Annotated in this window: 23 protein-coding genes; 13 read left to right on the forward strand and 10 right to left on the reverse strand. The window is 58.4% G+C overall.

The genetic code is table 11. From position 1 onward, the window contains the following. Positions 1–60: 60 nt before the first annotated feature. Positions 61–1455, reverse strand: coding sequence for a dihydrolipoyl dehydrogenase (lpdA, locus tag ACR0NE_RS07085; protein WP_170598070.1), 1395 nt, complete (start codon positions 1453–1455; stop codon positions 61–63). Positions 1456–1668: 213 nt separating this feature from the next. Between lpdA and ACR0NE_RS07090 the strand changes: the two genes are divergently transcribed. Continuing rightward, positions 1669–2103: a hypothetical protein gene (locus ACR0NE_RS07090; RefSeq protein ID WP_170598068.1), complete on the forward strand. Its 435-nt coding sequence runs from the start codon at positions 1669–1671 to the stop codon at positions 2101–2103. On the opposite strand, the gene ACR0NE_RS07095 is transcribed toward ACR0NE_RS07090, so the two are convergent. The 4 genes from ACR0NE_RS07095 to ACR0NE_RS07110 all read right to left on the reverse strand — a co-directional run bounded on the left by ACR0NE_RS07095 (position 2100) and on the right by ACR0NE_RS07110 (position 8638). Next, positions 2100–2678: a DUF924 family protein gene (locus tag ACR0NE_RS07095; RefSeq protein WP_170598066.1), complete on the reverse strand. Its 579-nt coding sequence runs from the start codon at positions 2676–2678 to the stop codon at positions 2100–2102. The two genes, ACR0NE_RS07090 and ACR0NE_RS07095, sit on opposite strands and share 4 nt — an antisense overlap. Positions 2679–2785: 107 nt before the next feature. Then, positions 2786–4057 (reverse strand): MFS transporter, encoded by a 1272-nt coding sequence (locus ACR0NE_RS07100; protein WP_170598063.1) that lies wholly within the window; start codon positions 4055–4057, stop codon positions 2786–2788. Between the two features lie 106 nt (positions 4058–4163). After that, on the reverse strand, positions 4164–5210 hold the full coding sequence (gene queA / locus ACR0NE_RS07105; RefSeq protein ID WP_170598190.1) for a tRNA preQ1(34) S-adenosylmethionine ribosyltransferase-isomerase QueA: 1047 nt from the start codon (positions 5208–5210) through the stop codon (positions 4164–4166). A 44-nt stretch (positions 5211–5254) separates the two neighbouring features. Continuing rightward, on the reverse strand, positions 5255–8638 hold the full coding sequence (locus tag ACR0NE_RS07110) for a YhdP family protein (RefSeq protein WP_480459291.1): 3384 nt from the start codon (positions 8636–8638) through the stop codon (positions 5255–5257). 68 nt (positions 8639–8706) lie between these two features. Between ACR0NE_RS07110 and ACR0NE_RS07115 the strand changes: the two genes are divergently transcribed. The 4 genes from ACR0NE_RS07115 (at position 8707) to ACR0NE_RS07130 (ending at position 12066) form a co-directional block, all read left to right on the forward strand. After that, positions 8707–9168 (forward strand): peroxiredoxin family protein, encoded by a 462-nt coding sequence (locus ACR0NE_RS07115; protein WP_170396533.1) that lies wholly within the window; start codon positions 8707–8709, stop codon positions 9166–9168. 85 nt (positions 9169–9253) lie between these two features. Further along, positions 9254–10072, forward strand: a complete 819-nt coding sequence (locus tag ACR0NE_RS07120) for a ferritin-like domain-containing protein (protein WP_480459422.1) — start codon at positions 9254–9256, stop codon at positions 10070–10072. Positions 10073–10250: 178 nt separating this feature from the next. Further along, a complete protein-coding gene (locus tag ACR0NE_RS07125; RefSeq protein WP_170512951.1) occupies positions 10251–11576 on the forward strand; it encodes a DUF5930 domain-containing protein in 1326 nt (441 codons plus the stop codon). After that, positions 11566–12066 carry a bactofilin family protein gene (locus tag ACR0NE_RS07130; RefSeq protein ID WP_170396528.1) on the forward strand — a complete coding sequence of 167 codons (501 nt, stop codon included), beginning with the start codon at positions 11566–11568 and terminating at the stop codon, positions 12064–12066. The genes ACR0NE_RS07125 and ACR0NE_RS07130 overlap by 11 nt, the downstream gene beginning before the upstream one ends. A 176-nt stretch (positions 12067–12242) precedes the next feature. On the opposite strand, the gene ACR0NE_RS07135 is transcribed toward ACR0NE_RS07130, so the two are convergent. Further along, positions 12243–12863, reverse strand: a complete 621-nt coding sequence (locus ACR0NE_RS07135; RefSeq protein WP_480459289.1) for a cupin domain-containing protein — start codon at positions 12861–12863, stop codon at positions 12243–12245. On the opposite strand from ACR0NE_RS07135, the gene aqpZ reads away from it, so the two are divergent. Then, positions 12847–13536, forward strand: a complete 690-nt coding sequence (gene aqpZ / locus ACR0NE_RS07140) for an aquaporin Z (RefSeq protein WP_170396526.1) — start codon at positions 12847–12849, stop codon at positions 13534–13536. The genes ACR0NE_RS07135 and aqpZ overlap by 17 nt on opposite strands. Before the next feature lie 51 nt (positions 13537–13587). Here aqpZ and ACR0NE_RS07145 read toward each other — a convergent pair whose 3' ends face one another. Next, positions 13588–14136 carry a peptidylprolyl isomerase gene (locus tag ACR0NE_RS07145; protein ID WP_170512043.1) on the reverse strand — a complete coding sequence of 183 codons (549 nt, stop codon included), beginning with the start codon at positions 14134–14136 and terminating at the stop codon, positions 13588–13590. Next, a complete protein-coding gene (locus tag ACR0NE_RS07150) occupies positions 14129–14635 on the reverse strand; it encodes a peptidylprolyl isomerase (protein WP_170396522.1) in 507 nt (168 codons plus the stop codon). Before ACR0NE_RS07150 ends, ACR0NE_RS07145 begins: the two co-directional genes overlap by 8 nt. Positions 14636–14770: 135 nt before the next feature. Between ACR0NE_RS07150 and ACR0NE_RS07155 the strand changes: the two genes are divergently transcribed. The 6 genes from ACR0NE_RS07155 (at position 14771) to ACR0NE_RS07180 (ending at position 20505) form a co-directional block, all read left to right on the forward strand. Beyond that, positions 14771–15961, forward strand: a complete 1191-nt coding sequence (locus ACR0NE_RS07155; RefSeq protein WP_170598054.1) for a phosphoglycerate kinase — start codon at positions 14771–14773, stop codon at positions 15959–15961. Between the two features lie 130 nt (positions 15962–16091). Then, the gene (locus ACR0NE_RS07160) at positions 16092–16391 is read left to right on the forward strand and encodes a septum formation initiator family protein (protein ID WP_170396518.1); all 300 of its coding nucleotides are present in this window, start codon (positions 16092–16094) and stop codon (positions 16389–16391) included. Between the two features lie 172 nt (positions 16392–16563). Then, a complete protein-coding gene (gene pdhA, locus ACR0NE_RS07165) occupies positions 16564–17553 on the forward strand; it encodes a pyruvate dehydrogenase (acetyl-transferring) E1 component subunit alpha (RefSeq protein ID WP_170598051.1) in 990 nt (329 codons plus the stop codon). Positions 17554–17568: 15 nt separating this feature from the next. Then, on the forward strand, positions 17569–18942 hold the full coding sequence (locus tag ACR0NE_RS07170; protein ID WP_170396514.1) for a pyruvate dehydrogenase complex E1 component subunit beta: 1374 nt from the start codon (positions 17569–17571) through the stop codon (positions 18940–18942). Further along, a complete protein-coding gene (locus ACR0NE_RS07175; RefSeq protein ID WP_170403080.1) occupies positions 18942–19202 on the forward strand; it encodes a hypothetical protein in 261 nt (86 codons plus the stop codon). Before ACR0NE_RS07170 ends, ACR0NE_RS07175 begins: the two co-directional genes overlap by 1 nt. Before the next feature lies 1 nt (position 19203). Continuing rightward, positions 19204–20505, forward strand: coding sequence for a pyruvate dehydrogenase complex dihydrolipoamide acetyltransferase (locus ACR0NE_RS07180; protein ID WP_170598048.1), 1302 nt, complete (start codon positions 19204–19206; stop codon positions 20503–20505). Between the two features lie 71 nt (positions 20506–20576). Here the strand turns inward: ACR0NE_RS07180 and cysE are convergent, their stop codons facing one another. Further along, positions 20577–21386, reverse strand: coding sequence for a serine O-acetyltransferase (gene cysE / locus ACR0NE_RS07185; protein WP_170396508.1), 810 nt, complete (start codon positions 21384–21386; stop codon positions 20577–20579). Positions 21387–21472: 86 nt separating this feature from the next. Here cysE and ACR0NE_RS07190 point away from each other — a divergent pair, with 86 nt between their 5' ends. Next, positions 21473–21811 (forward strand): TraR/DksA C4-type zinc finger protein, encoded by a 339-nt coding sequence (locus ACR0NE_RS07190; protein WP_170396506.1) that lies wholly within the window; start codon positions 21473–21475, stop codon positions 21809–21811. On the opposite strand, the gene ACR0NE_RS07195 is transcribed toward ACR0NE_RS07190, so the two are convergent. After that, positions 21792–22088: a DUF7742 family protein gene (locus tag ACR0NE_RS07195; protein ID WP_170403088.1), complete on the reverse strand. Its 297-nt coding sequence runs from the start codon at positions 22086–22088 to the stop codon at positions 21792–21794. The two genes, ACR0NE_RS07190 and ACR0NE_RS07195, sit on opposite strands and share 20 nt — an antisense overlap.

Genomic DNA, 22088 nt, shown 5'->3' on the forward strand with positions numbered 1-22088 from the left:
TGGCTATAAATATCTCGGGGGAGTCGCGGCTTGCCGCGGCGGGGGCAGAGCCCCCTGTCCTTACATGTGGATCACGCGTCCATAGGCATCCAGCACGCTTTCATGCATCATCTCAGACAGCGTCGGATGCGGGAAGACGGTGTTCATCAGGTCTTCTTCAGTGGTTTCCAACTGGCGACCGACCACATAGCCCTGAATAAGCTCTGTGACTTCGGCACCGATCATGTGTGCACCCAGCAGTTCCCCAGTCTTGGCATCGAAGACGGTCTTGATCAGTCCCTCGGGCTCACCCAACGCGATGGCCTTGCCGTTGCCGATGAACGGGAAGCGTCCGACCTTGATGTCATAGCCCAGCTCTTTGGCCTTGGCTTCGCTATACCCAACCGAAGCGACCTGAGGCTGACAGTATGTGCAACCCGCGATGCTTTCAGGCTTGACCGGATGTGCGTGTTTGCCCGCGATCAGCTCAGCTACCATCACGCCTTCGTGGCTGGCCTTGTGTGCCAGCCAGGGCGCCCCTGCGATATCACCTATTGCGTAAAGCCCGTCTACCCCAGTGCGGCAGTATTCATCGGTGACCACGTGCGTGCGGTCGATCTTCACACCCAAGGCTTCAAGCCCGAGGTTTTCCACATTGCCGACGATGCCCACGGCCGAGATCACCGTGTCAAAATCGTGTTTGTCAACCTTGCCTTTCACCTCGATATGCGCAGTCACCTTGCCCTTGGCGCGGTCCAATTGTTTAACCATCGCCTTTTCCATGATGGTCATGCCCTGCTTGGTGAAAGCTTTCTTGGCAAATGCACTGATCTCGGCATCTTCGACAGGCAGCACTCGATCCATCACCTCGACCACGGTCGTGTCCGCGCCCAAAGTGTTATAGAAGCTGGCGAATTCGATCCCGATCGCACCCGAGCCGATGACCAGCAGTTTCTTGGGCATCCGCGGCGGTTGCAGCGCGTGTTTGTACGTCCAGACCAGATCGCCATCCGCTTCAAGGCCCGGCAGTTCGCGCGCCCGGGCACCGGTGGCCAGAACGATATTCTTCGCGGTTAGGTCTTCCGTGCCTTTGTCTGTTTTGACGCTGACCTTGCCCTTGGCGGGGATCGATGCCTCACCCATGACAACGGCGACTTTGTTCTTTTTCAGCAGATGACCTATACCGCCGGACAACTGCGCGGCAACACCGCGCGAGCGCTTCACAACCGCATCCAGATCGTAGCCGACCTTGTCTGCTTTCAAGCCAAAATCCTTGGCACGCTCCATCAGGTGAAACACTTCCGATGATCGCAGCAGGGCCTTTGTCGGGATACAGCCCCAGTTCAGGCAGATACCACCCAGATGTTCGCGCTCGACGACAGCGGTCTTCAAGCCCAGTTGCGCCGCGCGAATAGCGGCTACATAGCCACCGGGGCCAGCCCCGATTACGATCAGATCATAAGATTGTGCAGCCATGTTTCCCTCTCGGCACAGGTCAGTTCAAAAAACTAGTTTACCGTTAAACTATTTTTTACAACGCATCAACATCAGAGCCCGCGACATATGTGACGCGGGGTCAAATCAGGTATTTGGAGCTGAATTCAGCCTATACCCACGTTACCGCAAAGGCTAGAACTGACGAATATGCACTACCAGTTTTTGACCTTCCCGATTTTCGAAAGGCGTATCATGGCTAAAACGCTCAAAGATTTACTGCTCGCTCTTTTGAACGCGACATTGATATTGTTGGCTTTATGCCTGTTTCTGGGGTGGAAACTTGCGCAGTCTGTCGATCAGATCCGGGTCGGGTTTGCTGAGAACCTGCAGGTCGTGGCGCCGCTACGAGATCAGGCGCAGGGAATTCGTGGGGAACTGGCCGCGTTGCGCAGCGATCTTGCAACCCTTAGCAGTCAGGGCACGCAACTCGATGCGGTCACGCGCCAACAGCTGAATGCGGCATTGCGACGTTTGGGTGATCTGGAGGGGAAGCTGGAAGACACTCAGGCCCGATTGGCGGGCCTGGTCGAAAAACCGGAAGACTTGATCGACTATGCCATCACGACATCTGCCGACACTGTCACCGACCGGCTTCTGATCCTTAAAGGCTGTGAGCCCGCGACCTAGGTCGCGGCCTGCAACTCGCGCACGGTCGACCCGTAGCCGCCATTGCTGACATATGCGGCTTCGTGTTCAGTAGTCGCGCGTTCCAACGCATCGTTGCGATATGGGAAACGACCGAACTTGCGGATCACCTCACGATGAGCGCGCGCATGTAGCAAATTGCTGTCGCCGCCTTCTGGCATCCGCTCGATCATAAGGCGCACGCAACGCTCCTGATCACACAGATTTTCCGAATGCATCATCGGCAGGTAAAAGAACTGCCGCGCCGGTTCGTCGATCTTAAGATCCCAGCCTTTGTCGACTGCGCATTTCGCTGCAGCCAGTGCAGCCCGATCCGATGCAAATGCCTGTTTGCTTCCCCGGAACATGTTGCGAGGCAACTGATCCATAAGGATAATATAGGCCAGTGATCCGCTGGGATAGGTCAACCAAAGCGAGAATTTCCCCTCGCACGCGGCTTCCCATGTTGAAAGAAATTTTTCCCGGATCCGCGCATCCAGCGCTTCATCCTGCAGGTACCACCCCTCGGGGCCAACCTCATCTAACCAAAAACTCAATACTTCTTCAGGACCTACCATTGCCCTAGACTCCGTAATTGCCCTCCCCAGGACGTAACGTCATTAAAATCACTTTTACAGATTTGTGACAGTAACATATTGCAACACAAAAGTCACATTTCCGGCGCTCAGGCGGGTTCTTGCGTATCCTGCTCGTCCTGGGCTGCTTCAATGGCGACCTCTTGCGCAACTTCCAGGGCAACGGGCGAAGATGTCGGGTAGATCGGGGCAATCGATCCGGTTTCATCCACGGGTTTGTAAACGCGCTGGGTCATACGATAGGCCGCATAGGCGGCCATGATGAACATCAGCGCCGCGATGAACAGGAAAAAGCCTTGTGGGCCGAGCACGCCAGCCCCCATTAGCCAACCGGTGATAATTGGACCTGCGATTGCGCCCAAGCCGTTAATAAAAACCAGACCGCCCGAAGCCGCCGACATATCGTCATACTCCAAGTAGTCATTGGTATACGCGATCAACAGAGAATAGAGCGGGCTTGTCATGCCGCCGATGATAAAGGCAGCTACGAGAAGCATGGTGAAAGTGACGCCAAATATCATGCCTATCACGGCGCCTACCCCACCAACAGCGGCCACCAGCATGATCAGCAGACGGCGGTCCATTCTGTCGGACATCCAGCCCAACGGATATTGCAGGACTACGGCGCCGATATAAAACACCGCTACGAAGGTCGAAATCTCGACCAGACTCAATCCAACCTGAGCGCCATAAACGGCGCTCATCCCGAATTGCGCTGAAAATATCCCGCCAAGCAAGAACATGCCGACGCAGCCCAGCGGCGATGTTTCCATCAGCTGGCGCAATGTCATCGGTTTGGTGGTATCGAACGCCGGGGTCGGAGAAATGGACAGCAGAATAGGCGCAAATGAGATCGAAACCAGTATAGAAGCGATGACAAAGGTCTCATATCCTGCCGGGTCGCCGACCAGCAATAAGGCCTGGGCGCTCACCACACCTGTCATCTGCACCATCATATAAAGCGACAGCGCCTGCCCTCGGTTCTCGTTGTTTGCGGCATTGTTCAGCCAGCTTTCCGCGGTCACATACACGCCCGAAAAACAGAACCCGATAATCACGCGGCCAATCGACCATGCAATTGGATCGGTCAGCATCGGATACATGATCATGACCGCCGAGATGAACGAGGCCAGCGCAGCAAACACGCGCACATGCCCGACACGACGGATCATTTCAGGCGCCAGACGCGAGCCGCCAAGGAACCCAAGGAAATAGGCCGACATCACAAAGGACATCTCTAAGGTCGAGAATCCCTCGATTTCTCCACGCACCCCTAGCAACGTGCCCTGCAGGCCATTGCCGACCATCAGCAACCCCATTCCCAGAAGAAGCGCCCAAGCGCTGGAAAGAACCTGAAGCATTCTGCCTATCCAAAATTGCTGGTGTGTTTTGTCCGCTTTGCCGTCAATGACGAAGCACGTCGCGCTTGTCTACGACATTGTAAGGGCGCAGATGGCCAAGATACGACTATGGTATCAGCAGAGACGCGTCGCCGTATGAGAAAAAGCGATATTCTTCTGCGATAGCGTGGTCATAGACCGACTTGACCCGATCCTGCCCAATCAACGCCGAAACCAGCATCAGCAATGTGGATTTCGGCAGGTGGAAATTGGTCATCAGCGCATCAGTGACGTGAAATTCAAAACCTGGGTATATGAAGATATCGGTCTCGCCTTCCCACGGCGCGATCCGGCCGCAGCGTGCCGCGCTTTCGATCAGTCGAAGGGCGGTTGTGCCCACCGGGATAACGCGCCCGCCCGCTTCTTTGGTCGCCGCAATCTCGGCAGCGGCCTGCGCGCTGACCCGTCCCCATTCGGCGTGCATCTTGTGGGAGGTCACGTCTTCCACTTTGACCGGCAGAAATGTGCCTGCCCCCACATGCAGCGTGACATGCGTGAACTCGACACCGCGCTCCGATAGCGCCTGCAAAAGCGCATCATCAAAATGCAAGGACGCGGTTGGGGCCGCTACGGCTCCGGAGTTTCGCGCCCACACAGTTTGGTAGTCGGTCTTGTCCTGTTCATCCGCCGCGCGTTTCGCTGCGATGTAGGGAGGCAACGGCATCGCGCCGGCCTGCTCCAACGCTTGATCGAAATCCTCTCCGGTCAGGTTGAAGCGCAGATAGGCTTGGCCATCGGCAACTCGGTCCAGGGTTGCGCTCAGATCGTCTGAGAATACGATCTCTTCGCCCGGTTTGATCTTCTTAAGCGGCTTGATCAGCGCGGCCCAACAACCATCAGATTGTGGGTCCAGCAACGTTGCCTCAATCGCGGCAGATACCGGCCCTTGCGCGCTGTCACGGTGGCGGCGACCGCTGAGGCGAGCGGGAATGACGCGGGTGTCGTTCAGCACCAGACGGTCCCCGGGCTGCAATATGTCCGGCAGATCGAACACGTGCCGGTCCTGAACAGCATCACCCTGCGCAAGCAGCAGTCGCGCTGACGAGCGCGGGCTGACGGGACGCGTGGCAATCAGGTGTTCGGGCAGGTGGAAGTCAAAGTCGCTGAGTTTCATGGCCGCGCCATACATCGGCCCGACAGATTCGGCCACAGCTCAGATCAGCGATCCTCACCACGTGTCTGGAAGGCGGGATTGGGTTCGCCAGATCGATCCGGTGTGGCATTCGGGCCATCCGAGACCGTTGGCGCAGGCTCGCGCAACAGGTTGCGCAGAAACAGAGGTGCGAGACCAGACAGAGGATTGACCGAAACTTGCGGGTCGGACAGCGGTCCGGACAGAGTGTAGTTGAAGGCAAAGATACCTTCCCCCTTTTTGGTCAGAACGCTGCCAATAGCATTGACCAGATAGATCGGTGAAATCGCGCCGCGCAGGTTCAGCATCCCGGCTACAGTGTCGACCGTACCATCAAAGGACAGCCCCATTGATGGACCTACGGCACTACCGCTCAGCACTTTCACCTCGGTCGGAGTGATACGCATTTTGCTGTCGATGGCTGCGAAGAAAATACCTTGCCCCGCCATTTCATCCAGCAACCCCACCAGACTGATCGCGTTCAATATCGCTGCCATGGCCGGGGCGTCCGTGATCCGCGTATTTTTGATTTTCAGGTCGACGTCATAATTTCCAGGCTCTGCGATCGGATCCAGTTGCAATTGCATTGTTCCACCGCGTGCCTGCGTCAGAACCCCCGCTGATCTCAGAACCGCCCCTGCATCGTCCGAGGTTAGACCAACCGCAGATCGGGACGCGCGCGGGGTGACCTGACCGCGGATCGCTGCACCGCCATTGACTTGCGACGCAAAGCTGCCGGTCAATCCGCCAGTGGTTTGAAACGAGCCAGTCAACCCGGTCAACGCAACGGATTCAGTGACTTGTAGTCGGTCCAGCTTCACATCCAGCTTTGGCCCGGGCCCAGCAGCACCACCGCTGCTACCTCCCTCACCGATGGTGGATTTTCCCAGATCAAGCACGCCGCCCAACACACGGATATCTGGCAGCGCGGCACCACGCCCAATCAATTCCGCCGGAACTGCAAGCCAGTCGCCCAGTTCGAACGTGCTGAACCGGACCCTTTCGAACCCGCCATCCCGGAACGAGATCGCTGCAGTTGTCCGCAAACCAGCAGCGTTGATCCGAAGGGAATCGACACTTAGCTGAGCGCCCAGCGTGGCCTCGGCAGTCAGAGAGCCGCCAGTGCTGGCTGATTTGCGCCATCCAAGCTCAGGGATTGCCAACGCGACGCCAACCAAATCGGACTGTGCCGACAAGCGCGGGGGCTCACCCGCACCAATACTCAGGCTGAAATCGGCGATCCCCTCTCCGGTCAACATGCCGCGCGGCAGTCCGGCATTGATTTGTTCCATCAAACGCGGGGAGAGTTCGATTTGACCTGTCAGTTCGCTTTGCTGCGGGGTTTCGCCTCCGATCGGCTGCCGCCAAAGCGCTTCAACCGGTACGACGCCAAACAGCCCCTCGCCCTGGATGGCCACCTGCGTCTGATCCCCGTTCAGGTCCAATCGGTCTGCGCTGACTTCAAATCCGGGTACCAGCTTGCTGCTGTCCAAATTCGACAACTCGCCAATGAAATGGAACCTGGTATCTTCCAGCTTCAGGCCCTTGATCAGCGGCAAGGAAAGCGTTCCACTCAGACTGACCTGACCGTCGGCCAGATCCACCGGCAGATAGGCCTTGGTCAGCAGTTGCAGCGGCGGCCGGTCCAGCAATGACATGGCTGCGGTTACACTGCCGCTGGCCTTAATCCGCGCAATGGCCGGGGTGGTTTTTTTGATGCCGGTATCGGGGATGATGAACGAGGTGCCCGAGGCATCAACGGTACCTCCTTCATCCGCGATCACAATCCCCTTTTGCGCCGAGACGGTAAAGCGCCGGTTGAGCAGGCTGGCCTGCCCCTGCGCGTCTTGGATAGTTGGCAACGTCTTGGCGAACCGAATCTCGGTCTCGTCGAATTCGAAATCCGCATAGATGTCCGGCTTTTCGCCGGGCCGTAGACGCAGGGCGAAATCCAGATCGGACATTTCTCCGTGATAGAGGTTGTCGGTGACCCAAAGGCGCGGTTTCGGGGCAAGTCGTTCGGGCCAGTAGTTCAACAGCTGATCAGAGCTCATCCGATCAATCTGTGCATCAATGGCTGCGACCCAGCCGTCGGTCAAACCAGCCAGAGACCCGCTGAGCCGTGCGCGATGTGCACCGTCTTCAACCGTCATCTGCCCCAGCTGTATACGGAACGGCGCAAGTTTCATCTGGAAATCAACATCGGCCCGCGTCAGATTCAGTGCTTCGGGGAACAGATTGGCCGGGTTGATCTCAATCCCGCTGAGGCGGAACTGCCCCGACATACTGTCCAACCCGCCAGCTTTGACCCCATGTAGAAAGGCCTTGCCATCTGCCTGCACCGTACCCCAGGCAGACTGGATCGAGACTTCGTTGAAATCCAGCGCCTGTTGTTTCGGGTCGTAGGTAAAATACGTTCGCGCCGCGTCGAATTTGATCGGTGTTGTTTCAGGCGTGGGCTGCACGGCGCCTGCACCCAGATTCAACGTGGCAAAGACCGGCCCCAGCGCGCCCTCAGTATCAATGCCACCCCTCAAAGCACCTGAGATCGGTGTGCGAAGTACCTGCATCCATGCCAGCGCCGGGCTGTGGCCTGCGATATCCTCGGCGGGAAGATCGGTGATCGAGATGCCGAACTGCGCAGCCGGACTGCCCAGCAAACTGGTATAGTTGGCCTCGATCGTGCTGACATAATCGCGACCGGCCAGCACCGAGAAATTGGTGGCCAGACGAACCTCACCCGCGCTGCGGTTGGCCTGAATACGCCCGCCGTCCAGCACCCAGGACCGGCCCAACCGCAGGTCCTGATAGTCCAGCGTAATTGCATCCAGTTCGACCGAGGTCAGGGCTGACAAAATAGGCGCCTGGAACACCTCGTCCGATGATTCAATCAGCTGCGCCAGGTTCCGGGCCTGACCGACCGGCGCACTTCCGGCACCGACCGTCAGCGACAGCGCTCCATCGACACCCCGTGTCAGTGCAATCTGCGCGCCTTGCAATATGATCCGCTTCGGGCGCACATGCCCGCGCAACAGCGGGCGCATCGACAGGCTGGCCCGCAGGTCGGACACTTCGGCAATCTGCCGTCCGTCCGCATCGCTGATACGAACATCGGTCAGTCGCAATCGCGGACGCCAGCCTTCATGAATGATGAAACTGACATCGCCGAACCGAACTTTGACGCCACCCAATGTCTGATCAAGGCGCGCCTCGACCCGGTCGCGCAACCAATCCGGCGCGTGCATGCGCTGGCCGACAACCATAAAGCCGGTGACCAGTGCCAGAAATCCAAGGATGAAGACACCGCGCAATGTCCACAGCCCTGCGGTTCGACGCCGCGACCGACGGCGGGGTTTCTTATCCGCCTTCGTGTCATCCTGCTGTTCTTGCTGGACCAATTTGCGTCTCACGCCTTTCAACCTGTCAACGGAGCCCTATGATAAGCGGCAACCGTTAATTTCTCAGCCGGAGTTTGAATATGCCCGAAGTCTCAGACATCGCACCCGACTTTACACTGCCTCGCGACGGCGGCGGCGAGGTGACCCTGTCGGAACAGCGTGGCCGCGCGGTCGTTCTGTTTTTCTATCCCCGCGATGATACGCCGGGCTGCACCAAGGAATCCATCGGTTTCTCGGAACAACTACAAGCCTTTGCGGATGCGGGTGCTAACGTTTTCGGCATCTCGCGCGATACCGTGGCAAAGCATGACAAATTTGTCGCCAAGCACGGCCTTACGACGCCGCTTTTGTCCGATGAGGGTCAGAGCGTGTGCGAAGATTATGGCGTCTGGGTCGAAAAGAACATGTATGGGCGCAAATCCATGGGGATCGAACGCTCGACCTTTCTGATTGATGCGGATGGAAAAATCGCCCGCGTCTGGCGCAAGGTGAAAGTGCCGGGTCATGTGGACGAAGTGTTGGAGGCCGCACGCGCGCTCTAGCCCTCTCGACCCGCGCGGGCATCAAGGGTATGACCCGCGCGGAGTGCAGCGTAAGGGGGCAAGCGTGTCAAAAACACTGACCGAAATGGCGACCGAGATTCTGACCACATCGGTCGGGCGCGAGAAGACTGCTCTGTCCAAACGCTATGCCGCCGAATGGTTTGCCGCCCGAAAAGGCGAAGCACCCGAGATCGCAGTGGGCACTGCCGAGCCTCCGCTTTACCCTGCGCGTCCCGATAAACCCGAGCTGTTATCGCCCCGCGATGTACCCCGCCGCAGGCCGGGGTCAGAAGCAGGTCGTATCGCGCTGTTGCACGCCGTTGCCCATATCGAATTGAACGCGGTGGACCTGCACTGGGACATCATCGCCCGGTTCGGGGATGTGCCCATGCCCATCGGGTTCTACGATGATTGGGTGAAATGCGCCGAAGAAGAATCGCGCCATTTTGAGATGGTCTGCGACTGCCTCGAACAGATGGGCAGCCACTATGGCGCCCTGCCCGCCCATGCAGGCATGTGGCGCGCCGCCGAGGACACCGCACAGGATCTTATGGGTCGTCTTGCCGTCGTCCCAATGGTGCTTGAGGCACGTGGGTTGGACGTGACCCCCGGAATGATCGACATCTTCCGCAAGGCCAAGGCTGACGACGCAGTCGCTGCACTGGAAGTGATTTATGCCGAGGAAGTTGGTCACGTCGCCTATGGCTCGAAATGGTTCCACTTCTTGTGCGGGCGCGAGAATGCCGACCCCAAGGATGTATTCCACGCCCTCGTCCGCCGCTACTTCCACGGCGCGCTGAAACCACCATTTAACGAAGAGAAACGGGCCGAGGCCGGACTGCCGCCAGATTTCTATTGGCCCCTGACCGAAGACCTGCCACCACCCGGAGTTGTGTCGGACTGACAGCAAATGCTCGCTATCGGCAAGTTCTCGCCGATCACGTGCGGTAATTCTCCGTTCATAGCTCTTGATTGGTTAACAAACTTGCCCGAATGCCTCGACCGCTTTATGCAATCGCGTCAAGGAGCGGCTACTCACTCACGACCGGCTCCGAGATATGGGGACAATTGAGGTAGGACGCGTGCGGACACGTCTGGCAATTAAACTACACTCACTGCTCGAGCGGCACTTTCCAGAGCGCCGTGTTTTTCTGAAATCTGACAACGACACGCGGTTCATCCGACTGAGTTCTGAAACTCAGATCGCTGCAGTCGCCGGTGTGTCGGTGATGGTCGCCTGGACCGCGATTGCCACGTCAGTTCTGTTGATGGACAGCATCGGATCGGGCAATTTCCGGGAACAGGCCAAGCGCGATCAGGCTACGTATCAAGAACGTCTGAACATCCTGTCGGAAGAGCGCGATGCGCGTGCGGCCGAAGCGCTGGCTGCACATGACAGGTTTAACGCAGCTCTGGAACAGATTTCGGTCATGCAGTCCGAATTGCTGGAATCCGAGAACCGCCGGCGCGAGTTGGAAACCGGCATCGAGGTGATCCAAACCACGCTGCGTGCCACTATGAAGCAGCGCGAAGACGCGCGGACCAAACTGGCCGAACTGCAACCCAGCACTGATGCGGACGCGGCTTATGCGATGGCATCGGCAAACCCGGAACAGATGGCATTTATGACCGATGCCCTGGCCCGGACCGCGGCGCAGCGCGACCAGATCGCTGCCGATGCGCAAGGCGCGTTGGACCAGCGTGACGAGCTCGAGCTTGAAATCCGCCTAATGCAGGAGCGCAGCGACGAGATTTTCCGCCAGTTGGAAGAGGCGATGCTGATCTCGGTCGAACCTCTCGACAAGATGTTCCGCAGCGCGGGCATGCCAACAGATCGTATCCTCGACGAAGTTCGGCGCGGATATAGCGGTATGGGCGGTCCGCTGACCCCTTTATCCTTCAGCACCCGCGGCGAGGAACTGAGCCCCGACCAGATCCGCGCCAATATCCTGCTGGAACAGATGGACCAGCTGAACCTCTATCGCATCGCTGCGGAAAAGGCCCCCTTCGCCAGCCCGGTGCGCGCCGCTGTCCGTTATACCAGTGGCTACGGAACCCGCCGCGACCCAAAAACCGGCGGCCGGCGCATGCATAACGGGTCGGATTTCGCCGGTCCTCGCGGGACCGATATCTTTGCGACCGCCGATGGCGTTGTCACCCATGCGGGCTGGCAATCCGGTTTCGGAAAGCTGGTGAAAATTAAACACGCCTTCGGGATTGAGACACTTTACGCTCATAACAGCAATCTTCGCGTTAAGGTTGGCCAAAGGGTCTCGCGCGGGGACCATATTGCTGATATGGGTACCACCGGACGATCGACCGGCACGCATCTGCACTATGAGGTGCGCGTGAACGGAAAACCCATGAACCCAATGACTTACATCAAGGCTGCGAGAAATGTTTTCTAAGAGCAAAATCAACGAACCCGGGTCGAAAGAGACTGAGGCAGCAAAACCGGCCGCTCCGGCCACTCCGGCAACACCTGCACCGGCTGAAACAAAGGCCAGCACCCCTCCCAAGCCCAAGCCACCGGCATCGGTGCTGTCCTCGGATCTGCACATCACCGGTAACATCAAGACCTCGGGCGATATCCAGGTTGAGGGCACTGTCGAAGGCGACATCCGTGCCCACCTGCTGACCATTGGCGAGACGGCCACCATTAAGGGCGAAGTCACCGCAGATGACGTTGTTGTCAACGGCCGTATCGTGGGCCGCGTGCGTGGGCTGAAGGTACGTCTGACCTCGACCGCGCGGGTCGAAGGCGACATCATCCACAAGACCATCGCCATCGAAAGCGGTGCGCATTTCGAAGGGTCTGTCCAGCGTCAGGACGACCCGCTGAACCCGGGCCGCAGCGGCAAATCGGGTGCCAACCCGGCGGCGGAAGTGAAGCAGTAAACACTTATCGGCAAGACCAATCAGCAACGCCGCAGGATACACTGCGGCGTTTTTTTTGTTTTGGGGTGTCCGTCTAAATCTGACAATGACCTCAATGCGGGACGAAGCGGCCTTACACCGCGCAAGTGCCGCAATGCGCTTGGTTGATCAGGAGGGCTTGGTCTGCGCTGCCCCCGCTACTCGTACTGCACGATCATCGAAAGAAAATCATCATCGCTTGTTACAACTGTGTGGTGGCCTTTGCCGTGTTTGTCTTCCATATGCCAGACGTCACCCGGACCAATATCTCTGAATTCGCCGTCGCTCGCGGTCACGCGCACTGAGCCAGAAAGACAAATGAGCTTTTGAGCGACAGGTGTGGGATGAATTGGCTCATCCCAACCCTTCTTGAGTCTCAAGAACATGGTTTGCTTGACAGCTTCTGGCTTTGAAATCTCGATTGCTTTCGCAGGTGGTGCAAAGCTTTGCTCTTCAAGTTCGACTTCGATGTCTTTCCAATGGCTTTCGCCTTGAGCATCCGAATACAGTTTTTTGAACTTCACTTTGATACCCCCGCCACATCGCAAGCCCACAACCGATACCGGACATTGGGGCGCACAGGAGAAAAACGCAAGTTGGGCCGAGTGTGTCGTTCTCAATCGCCAGCACACCGGAATAAGCATATTCCCTAACAGCCCCCTATCTGACGTGTCTTGAAGGAAAATTCCCCGCATTCTCACAGTTTCACAAAAAGCGTTTTTTGAATTAACCTTAAAGTCATTGATTTCTGGAGGGCTTTTCATGTCATCAAAACTCATGGCCGAATTCTTCGGTACATTCTGGCTGGTACTGGGTGGCTGTGGCAGCGCGGTACTGGCTGCAGGTGTGGCCGATGTGGGTATCGGCTGGCTGGGCGTTTCGTTCGCTTTCGGCCTAACGGTGCTGACTATGGCCTACGCGGTCGGTCATATCTCGGGCGGGCATTTCAACCCGGCGGTCAGTCTTGGGCTGATGATCGGAGGGCGGTTCGATGCCAAAGATCTGATCCCCTACTGGATCGCGCAGGTGATCGGAGCGATCGCCGCAGCAGCCGTGCTCTATCTGATCGTCAGCGGAGCACCGGGCTTTGAAGGCGTCGGGGGGTTTGCCTCAAACGGGTATGGCGAGGCATCACCCGAAGGCTATTCGATGATGTCGGCCTTAGTGATCGAAATCGTCATGACGGCGTTTTTCATCGTGATCATTCTCGGTGCGACCTCCAGCGGCGCGCCTGCCGGTTTCGCCCCGATTGCGATTGGATTGGGGCTGACGCTGATCCACCTGATCTCGATCCCGGTGACCAACACCTCGGTGAACCCTGCCCGGTCAACCGGCGTGGCGTTGTTTGCCGATGGTCCGGCACTGGCGCAGCTCTGGCTGTTCTGGGTGGCACCTTTGATCGGCGGTGCGATTGGCGCACTGATCTGGCGGGCGATGTCGGACGACGATTGACCCGGCCGCATCAAGACCCCCCGGCCCGCAGAAGCGCGCCGGGGTTTTCTTTTATTCGGTCACCGTGACCTTTTTCATCGCATCCGGTTGTCCGATCACTGCGCCATTAGGGCCATCGCCCCGCTTGATCGCATCGACCACGTCCATCCCTTCTGTCACCTGACCAACAACCGTGTACTGACCATTCAGGAACGGGCCGGGCTCGAACATAATGAAGAATTGCGAGTTCGCGCTGTCTGGGTCCTGCGCCCGCGCCATACCCACGACGCCCCGGTCATAATTGAAATCCGAGAATTCAGCAGGCAGATCAGGGCGATCCGATCCACCCGTACCCGCACGACGCATGTCGCCACCGACACGGCCAAACTCAACATCGCCGGTCTGCGCCATGAACCCATCGATCACACGGTGGAACACAACCCCATCGTACTGACCCGCAGCGGCCAGAGCGGTGATCTGCTCTACATGCTTGGGTGCAATATCCTCGAATAGATCAACGGTGACGGTGCCATTGGCGCCCTCGCCCTCGATCTCAATCTCAAGCCCGGTTGCCAGCGCAGGGCTGGCCAGCAAGGCAAAAACTGCAGCCAGCTTATGCATCAGCAGCCACCTTAACGCTGATCATGCGGTCGGGGCTCGCTGGCGGCTCACCACGCACAATCGCGTCTACATGCTCCATCCCGTCGATGACGCGGCCATACACGGTGTACTGGCCGTTCAGGAAATGGTTGTCCTTGAAGTTGATGAAGAACTGCGAGTTTGCCGAATCCGGGTTGGCCGAGCGTGCCGCACCCAACGTGCCGCGATCATGGGGCAGTTTCGAAAACTCTGCCGGAACGTTCGGCAGCGACGATCCACCGGTGCCCGCCATACGAATGTTGAACCCGTCTTCCATGTCGCCATGCTGCACATCGCCGGTTTGCGCCATGAACCCGTCGATCACACGGTGGAAGGCGACGTTGTCATATTCACCACCACGCGCCAGCTCTTTCATGCGGGCCGAGTGCTGAGGGGCCACGTCGGGCAGCAATTCGATGACGACATTGCCGTCTTTCAGCTCAATGATGATCGTGTTTTCGGGGTCTTTGATCTCGGCCATCTGGCCCTCCTGTCTTTGAAACTTGCGCAAATACCTATGACGCGGGCGCGCGAATGCCAAGTGACGCATTGACCTGAACGCAAAATGCAGGAAAAGAACCGCTGAAACTGGATGCAATGGGCAAGGATGAGCGCGATGGGCTGGAAATCTCTGGACGATATGGATCTTGGCGGTAAGCGGGTTCTGGTGCGCGTGGATATCAACGTACCGGTCGCGGACGGCGTGGTGACCGACGACACCCGCATTCAACGGATCGTGCCAACCGTGCGCGATATCCTCGCCGCAGGCGGTAAACCTATCCTGCTGGCCCATTTCGGACGCCCCGGTGGTCGGCATGTACCCGAGCTGTCATTGAAGCAGCTTGTGCCAGCACTTGAATCCGCTTTTGGGGCTCCCGTGCGCTTTGCCGATGATTGCGTGGGCTATGAGGCTGAAACCGCCGCCTCCGCCCTGACGGAAGGTGAGGTTCTGCTGCTGGAAAACACCCGCTTCCATGCCGAGGAGACCAAGAACAGCGTCCCACTTGCCCAAGGCATGGCAAAGCTGGGCGACATCTATTGCAACGATGCCTTCTCGGCCGCGCACCGCGCCCACAGCTCGACCGAGGCGCTGGCCCGTCTGCTGCCCGCCTGTGCCGGGCGCTTGATGCAGCAGGAACTGAGCGCGCTTGAAGCCGCCTTGGGCGCACCCAAGCGGCCTGTCACAGCGGTTGTCGGGGGCGCCAAAGTGTCGACCAAGCTGGACCTGCTGGGCAACCTGATCGAGAAGGTTGACTATCTGGTCATCGGTGGCGGGATGGCGAATACATTCCTACTGGCCCAGGGGATCGATGTCGGCAAATCGCTGGCCGAGCACGCCATGACCGATACCGCCGCGGAAATCCTCGGCAAGGCCGAAGCCGCTGGCTGTACGATCGTCCTGCCGCGCGACATCGTCGTGGCCGAAGTGTTCGAGGCCAACGCGCCGCATCAGGTGCTGCCCGCTGATCAGTGCCCTTCTGACTCGATGATCCTAGACGCCGGTCCCGAAAGCGTCGCAGCCGTGTCCGAAGTGCTGGAAAAAAGCCAGACCCTGATTTGGAACGGCCCACTGGGGGCGTTTGAGCTGACCCCGTTCGATGCCGCAACCAATGCGGCGGCGCTGAAGGCGGCTGCACTAACCCGCGATGGCAAGCTGACCTCGGTCGCGGGTGGGGGTGACACGGTCGCCGCGCTGAACGCCTCGGGCGCGGCAACGGATTTCTCATATATCTCTACTGCTGGTGGTGCCTTCCTTGAATGGATGGAAGGCAAGACCTTGCCGGGTGTGGCCGCGCTGGACCCGTAAGCGCTCAAACCTCAGGTCTCAGCTTTTTCTACACAGGGGATTCACAACCCGAATCACCTGTGACATAGTGCGTCGAGACATCCAAAAAGGGTGCGTTTCTGAGGCAGTATTTCACACGGCGGTTAACACAGTGTCCCGTTCCAATCGGCCCGGTTTAGGGGCTTTCATTTTCTTCTCAATCGCCTTCATGCTGGGGGTGTATTTCACCTTTGCCGCCGTTCAAGGGGATTACGGTCTGTTTCGCCGGGTCGAGATTGCCGCCGAGCGCGATGTTTTGTCTCGCGATCTGGCGCAGCTAAACGCCGAGATCGAGCAGATGGAGAACCTGACCCGCCGACTGTCAGACACCTATCTGGATCTCGATCTGCTGGATCAACAGGCCCGCTCAGTGCTCGGCATGATCCGCGCGGATGAGATCGTCATCCGCTGACGAAATTTTTGACTAAGAATCTCTGTACCTTAACGCCCGGAAGATAAGCTGTGGCAGGCCGCAACTCGCGTATCCTGCCCTCACGTAACATTAGTACTCGCCAGAACGTGTGAAATGCTCTATGAGATAGTTTAACGCTAAACTATCTTGCCGAAAGGGGGAGATCGCCACTATGGCTGCGCGAAAAACCACAAAGAAACCAAATGTTTCTGCGGAAGAACTGACCAAATATTACCGCGAGATGCTGCTGATCCGCCGATTCGAGGAAAAGGCAGGTCAACTCTACGGCATGGGTCTGATCGGGGGTTTCTGCCACCTCTACATCGGTCAGGAAGCGGTTGTTGTCGGCCTTGAGGCCGCGGCCAAAGAAGGCGACAAGCGCATCACGTCCTATCGCGATCACGGCCACATGCTGGCCTGTGGAATGGACCCGGGCGGCGTAATGGCCGAATTGACCGGTCGCGAAGGCGGGCTGTCCAAAGGCAAAGGCGGCTCGATGCACATGTTCTCGAAAGAGAAGAATTTCTATGGCGGCCATGGCATCGTCGGCGCACAGGTTCCGCTGGGTGCGGGTTTGGCCTTTGCTGACAAGTATAAAGAGAACGGCGGCGTCACCTTCACCTATTTCGGTGACGGCGCGGCCAACCAGGGTCAGGTCTATGAGACCTTCAATATGGCTGCTCTTTGGGAACTGCCGGTGGTATTCGTGATCGAGAACAACCAGTATGCCATGGGTACCGCGCAAGCACGCTCGACCTCTTCGGCCGACATCTACCACCGCGGTCAAGCCTTCGGAATACCGGGTGAAATGGTGAACGGCATGGATGTGCTGGCCGTCAAAGCCGCAGGTGAAAAAGCGGTCGCCCACTGCCGTGCGGGCAAAGGTCCCTACATCCTCGAGGTGAAAACCTACCGCTATCGCGGCCACTCGATGTCTGACCCGGCCAAGTACCGTACACGCGAAGAGGTTCAGAAGGTCCGCGAACAAAGCGACCCGATCGAGCACGTGCGCGAGCTGCTGCTGACCGGCAAACACGCGACCGAGGATGACCTGAAGGCGATCGACAAAGAGATCAAAGAGGTCGTCAATCAGGCCGCCGAATTCTCGAAAGAAAGCCCCGAGCCGTCGCTGGACGAGCTCTGGACTGATATCTACGCCTGAGAGGACGAATAAGACATGGCAACCGAAATTCTCATGCCCGCCCTTTCGCCCACGATGGAAGAGGGCACATTGGCCAAGTGGCTGGTCAAGGAAGGCGACACCGTATCCTCGGGCGACATCATGGCCGAGATCGAAACTGACAAGGCGACGATGGAGTTCGAAGCCGTCGATGAAGGCATCGTCGGTAAGATTCTGATCAGCGAGGGCACCGAAGGGGTCAAAGTAAACACCCCTATCGCGATCCTGGTCGAAGATGGTGAAGACGCCTCCGCCCTGCCCGTGGCTGCGCCCGCAGCCGCAGCGGAGGCCGAAGCCGCCCCTGCGGCGGTTGAGGCCCCCGCTCCTGCCGCAGCAGCCCCCGCTGCTCCGGTTGTGGACCTGTCGCCCGATTGGCCTGCCGACGCCGAGATGGCGCAGCAAACCGTCCGCGAAGCCTTGCGCGACGCGATGGCCGAAGAAATGCGCGGCGACGAAGATGTCTATCTGATGGGCGAAGAAGTCGCTGAATATCAGGGCGCCTATAAAATCTCTCAAGGCCTGCTCGATGAATTCGGTGCCAAACGTGTCATCGACACCCCGATCACTGAACACGGCTTCACCGGCATCGCCGTCGGCTCGGCCTTTGGCGGGCTGAAACCGATTGTCGAGTTCATGACCTTCAACTTCGCCATGCAGGCGATTGATCAGATCATCAACTCTGCCGCCAAAACGCTTTATATGTCTGGCGGTCAGATGGGCTGTCCGATCGTATTCCGTGGCCCTAACGGTGCCGCTGCCCGCGTGGCCGCGCAACACTCGCAGGACTACGCCGCATGGTACATGCAGGTGCCCGGTCTCAAAGTGGTGATGCCCTATTCCGCAGCCGATGCTAAAGGTCTGCTGAAATCAGCCATCCGCGACCCGAACCCGGTGGTCTTCCTGGAAAACGAAATCCTCTACGGCCGGTCCTTCGACGTGCCACAAGTGGATGACCTGACCATCCCGCTGGGCAAGGCCCGCATCTGGCGCGAAGGCTCGGATGTGACCATCGTCAGCTTCGGCATCGGCATGCAATATGCGCTGGAAGCCGCAGACAAACTGGCCGAAGACGGCATCAGCGCCGAAGTGATCGACCTACGCACCATCCGCCCGATGGACACTGGTGCGATCATCAACTCGGTGATGAAAACCAACCGTCTTGTGACCGTCGAAGAAGGCTGGCCGCAAGGTTCCGTTGGTAGCTACATCAGCTCGGTGGTCATGCAGGAAGCGTTCGATTATCTCGACGCCCCGGTCATCACCCTCACCGGCAAAGATGTTCCGATGCCATATGCGGCGAACCTCGAAAAGCTGGCGCTGATCACCACTGATGAGGTGATCGCTGCGGTGAAACAGGTGACCTACCGGTAATGGAGATCAGGGGCCGCGATCCAGCAACCGAATGCTACCGTGTCGAGATTGACATCGACAACCGCATCGTGCGGGCGCTTGTACCCGAGCGACTGGCGGCGGATATGCGTTTGATCGGCGCGCGCCCCTCACACCAGACCGCCTATGTCTGGATGGCGGAGAACAAAGACAAAATCGAGGCTGCGATTGCGACACTCGCACGCGGCACTGGGCGCCCCAAGGCGCCCTTTGACCAAATTACTCTGATTGAGGAGCGCTGAAATGCCCACCGAAATCCTGATGCCTGCCCTGTCCCCGACGATGGAGGAAGGCACACTTGCAAAATGGCTCGTCAAGGAAGGCGACACCGTCTCCTCGGGCGATCTGCTGGCCGAAATTGAAACCGACAAGGCAACAATGGAGTTCGAGGCCGTTGACGAAGGCATCGTCGGCAAGATCCTTATTCCTGAGGGAACCGAAGGCGTTAAAGTCAACACCGCCATCGCAGTCCTGCTGGAAGATGGGGAAAGCGCTGATGATATCGGTGCAACGCCAACCGCTGCTCCCGCGGCTGCGCCAGCTGCCGCAGCGGGCAACGAGGCTGCCGCACCGGCGGCACCCGAGGCGCCCGCCCCTGCCCCAGCGGCACCGGCCAAAGCGGATGGCGGTCGTATTTTTGCCTCCCCCCTTGCTCGTCGGATTGCCGCGCAAAAGGGTCTAGATCTGGCTCAAATCTCAGGTTCTGGCCCTCATGGCCGTATCGTCAAAGCCGATGTGGAAAGCGCCACAGCCGCACCTGCAGCGGCACCTGCGCCTGCTGCTGCAGCCGCCCCAACCGCCGCCGCTCCCGCAGGTCCATCGGCGGACGCCGTGGCCAAGATGTACGAAGGCCGCGAATACGATGAGATCAAACTCGATGGCATGCGCAAGACCATCGCCGCGCGTCTGTCTGAGGCCAAACAGACCATCCCGCATTTCTACCTGCGTCGCGACATTAAGCTGGATGCGCTACTCAAGTTCCGCAGCCAGTTGAACAAGCAGCTCGTAGGCCGGGGTGTGAAGCTCAGCGTCAACGACTTCATCATCAAGGCCGTCGCCAACGCGCTGCAACAGGTGCCCGAGTGCAATGCCGTCTGGGCGGGTGACCGGGTTCTGCAACTGAAACCTTCGGATGTGGCTGTTGCCGTCGCCATCGAGGGCGGTCTGTTCACTCCGGTCCTGCAAGATGCCGACACCAAATCGCTGTCGGCGCTGTCGACCGAGATGAAAGACCTCGCTGGACGCGCCCGCGAGCGCAAGCTGGCCCCGCACGAGTACCAAGGCGGTACTTTCGCAGTCTCGAACCTCGGCATGTTCGGCATCGACAATTTCGATGCCATCGTGAACCCGCCGCATGCAGGTATCCTCGCAGTTGGTACCGGCCTCAAGAAACCCATCGTGGGCGATGACGGAGAACTGACGGTCGCAACCGTCATGTCCGTCACCATGTCGGTCGATCACCGGGTCATCGACGGCGCGCTTGGCGCTCAGCTGCTGCAAGCCATCGTCGACAACCTGGAAAATCCGATGGTCATGTTGGCCTAAGCCCAGAAGATCATGCACAAAAAAGGCCGCCTCGAACCCCGAGGCGGCCTTTTTCGTCTATTCACTCCGAATTACTGGTCTTTCCCCAGCATATGATCCATCGAGATTGACGGCTGATCGCACCCGGCCTCGCCCACGATCTTGGCGGGAATGCCAGCGACCGTCGTGCACGGTGGCACTTCCTGCAGCACCACTGATCCGGCGGCGATACGGCTGCAATGGCCAACCTCAATATTGCCCAGAACCTTAGCACCCGCGCCGATCAGAACGCCGTCACCAATGGTTGGATGGCGCTGTTCTTCTTCCTTGCCGGTTCCGCCCAGCGTCACCGAATGCAACATCGAAACATTGTCCCCGACCACAGCGGTTTCACCGATCACGATAGAATGGGCATGGTCGATCATGATGCCTTTACCGATGCGGGCAGCTGGATGGATATCAATGCCGAATATCTCGGAAGATCGCATCTGGAAGAAATACGCCAGATCATGGCGCCCCTTGTTCCAAAGCCAGTGGGCTACGCGATAAGCCTGCATCGCCTGATACCCCTTGAAATAAAGGATCGGTTGCAGCAGGCGGTGGCAGGCCGGATCGCGTTCATAAACGGCCATCAGGTCCGCGCGCGCGGCTTCAATCAACGCTTTGTCGTCAGCATAGGCCTCATCCACGATCTCACGCAGTACCATCATCGACATCTCATTCGAGCATAGCTTGGCCGAGATGCGATAGGACAATGCCCTCTCAAGACTGCGGTGATGCAAGATACAGGCGTGCACCAACCCACCCATCAGCGGCTCTTTCTCGACGGCTGCATGGGCTTCCGAGGTGATGCGGTCCCAAACCGGGTCCACAGGTGTCACTTGGCTGCGCGTTTCGAACATGGCTTTTCATCCTTTGCTGCGCTTAGAATAGCCATCTAGTCGTAAAATTACCAAACGCAAACCCTTGATATGCACTACAACAAAAAATGAACTCAGCCGATCTGGACCATTTTCGGAAGCTTATTCACCAGCGCCTTCGCGATCTGGCCGCGCAATCCGCCGCCGGTCAGGATGCGCAATCAGTTGTGGAGCTGGATCAACAGGCAGTGGGTCGGCTCAGCCGGATGGATGCGTTGCAAAATCAAGCAATGGCCAAGGCGCAACAGGCCCGGCGCGACACCGAAACGCATCGGCTTCGGGCCGCGCTGAACCGGATGGACGAAGACGAATTCGGCTATTGCGAAGATTGCGGCGAGGAAATAGCGCACGGAAGGCTAGAGCTGGACCTTGCCGCCTCAAAATGTGTCAGCTGCGCATCTGGCTGATTTGGAACCGGATCAGTTTTCGCAGAACCATCTCGAAACATTGGCAATATTGCAGATCGTCGAAATTTGGCTCGTCTGCCAAGGGCCGGCAGCGCGCGGCTGCCATCAACGAGCCATTTCCATAAACAGGATGCAACCGCCCTGTTCTGGCGACATGTCGATCCGCCAGTTCGGCCTCAGCAATCAGGAGGGTGCTTATCCTATCGCGGTCGGTTCGCGGCGCGGCCAGCAAAGCCCGCGCCGCCGCGCTGAGATCTCCGTGCAGGACTGGCCGCAC

It is taken from the genome of Ruegeria sp. C9, assembly GCF_056537585.1.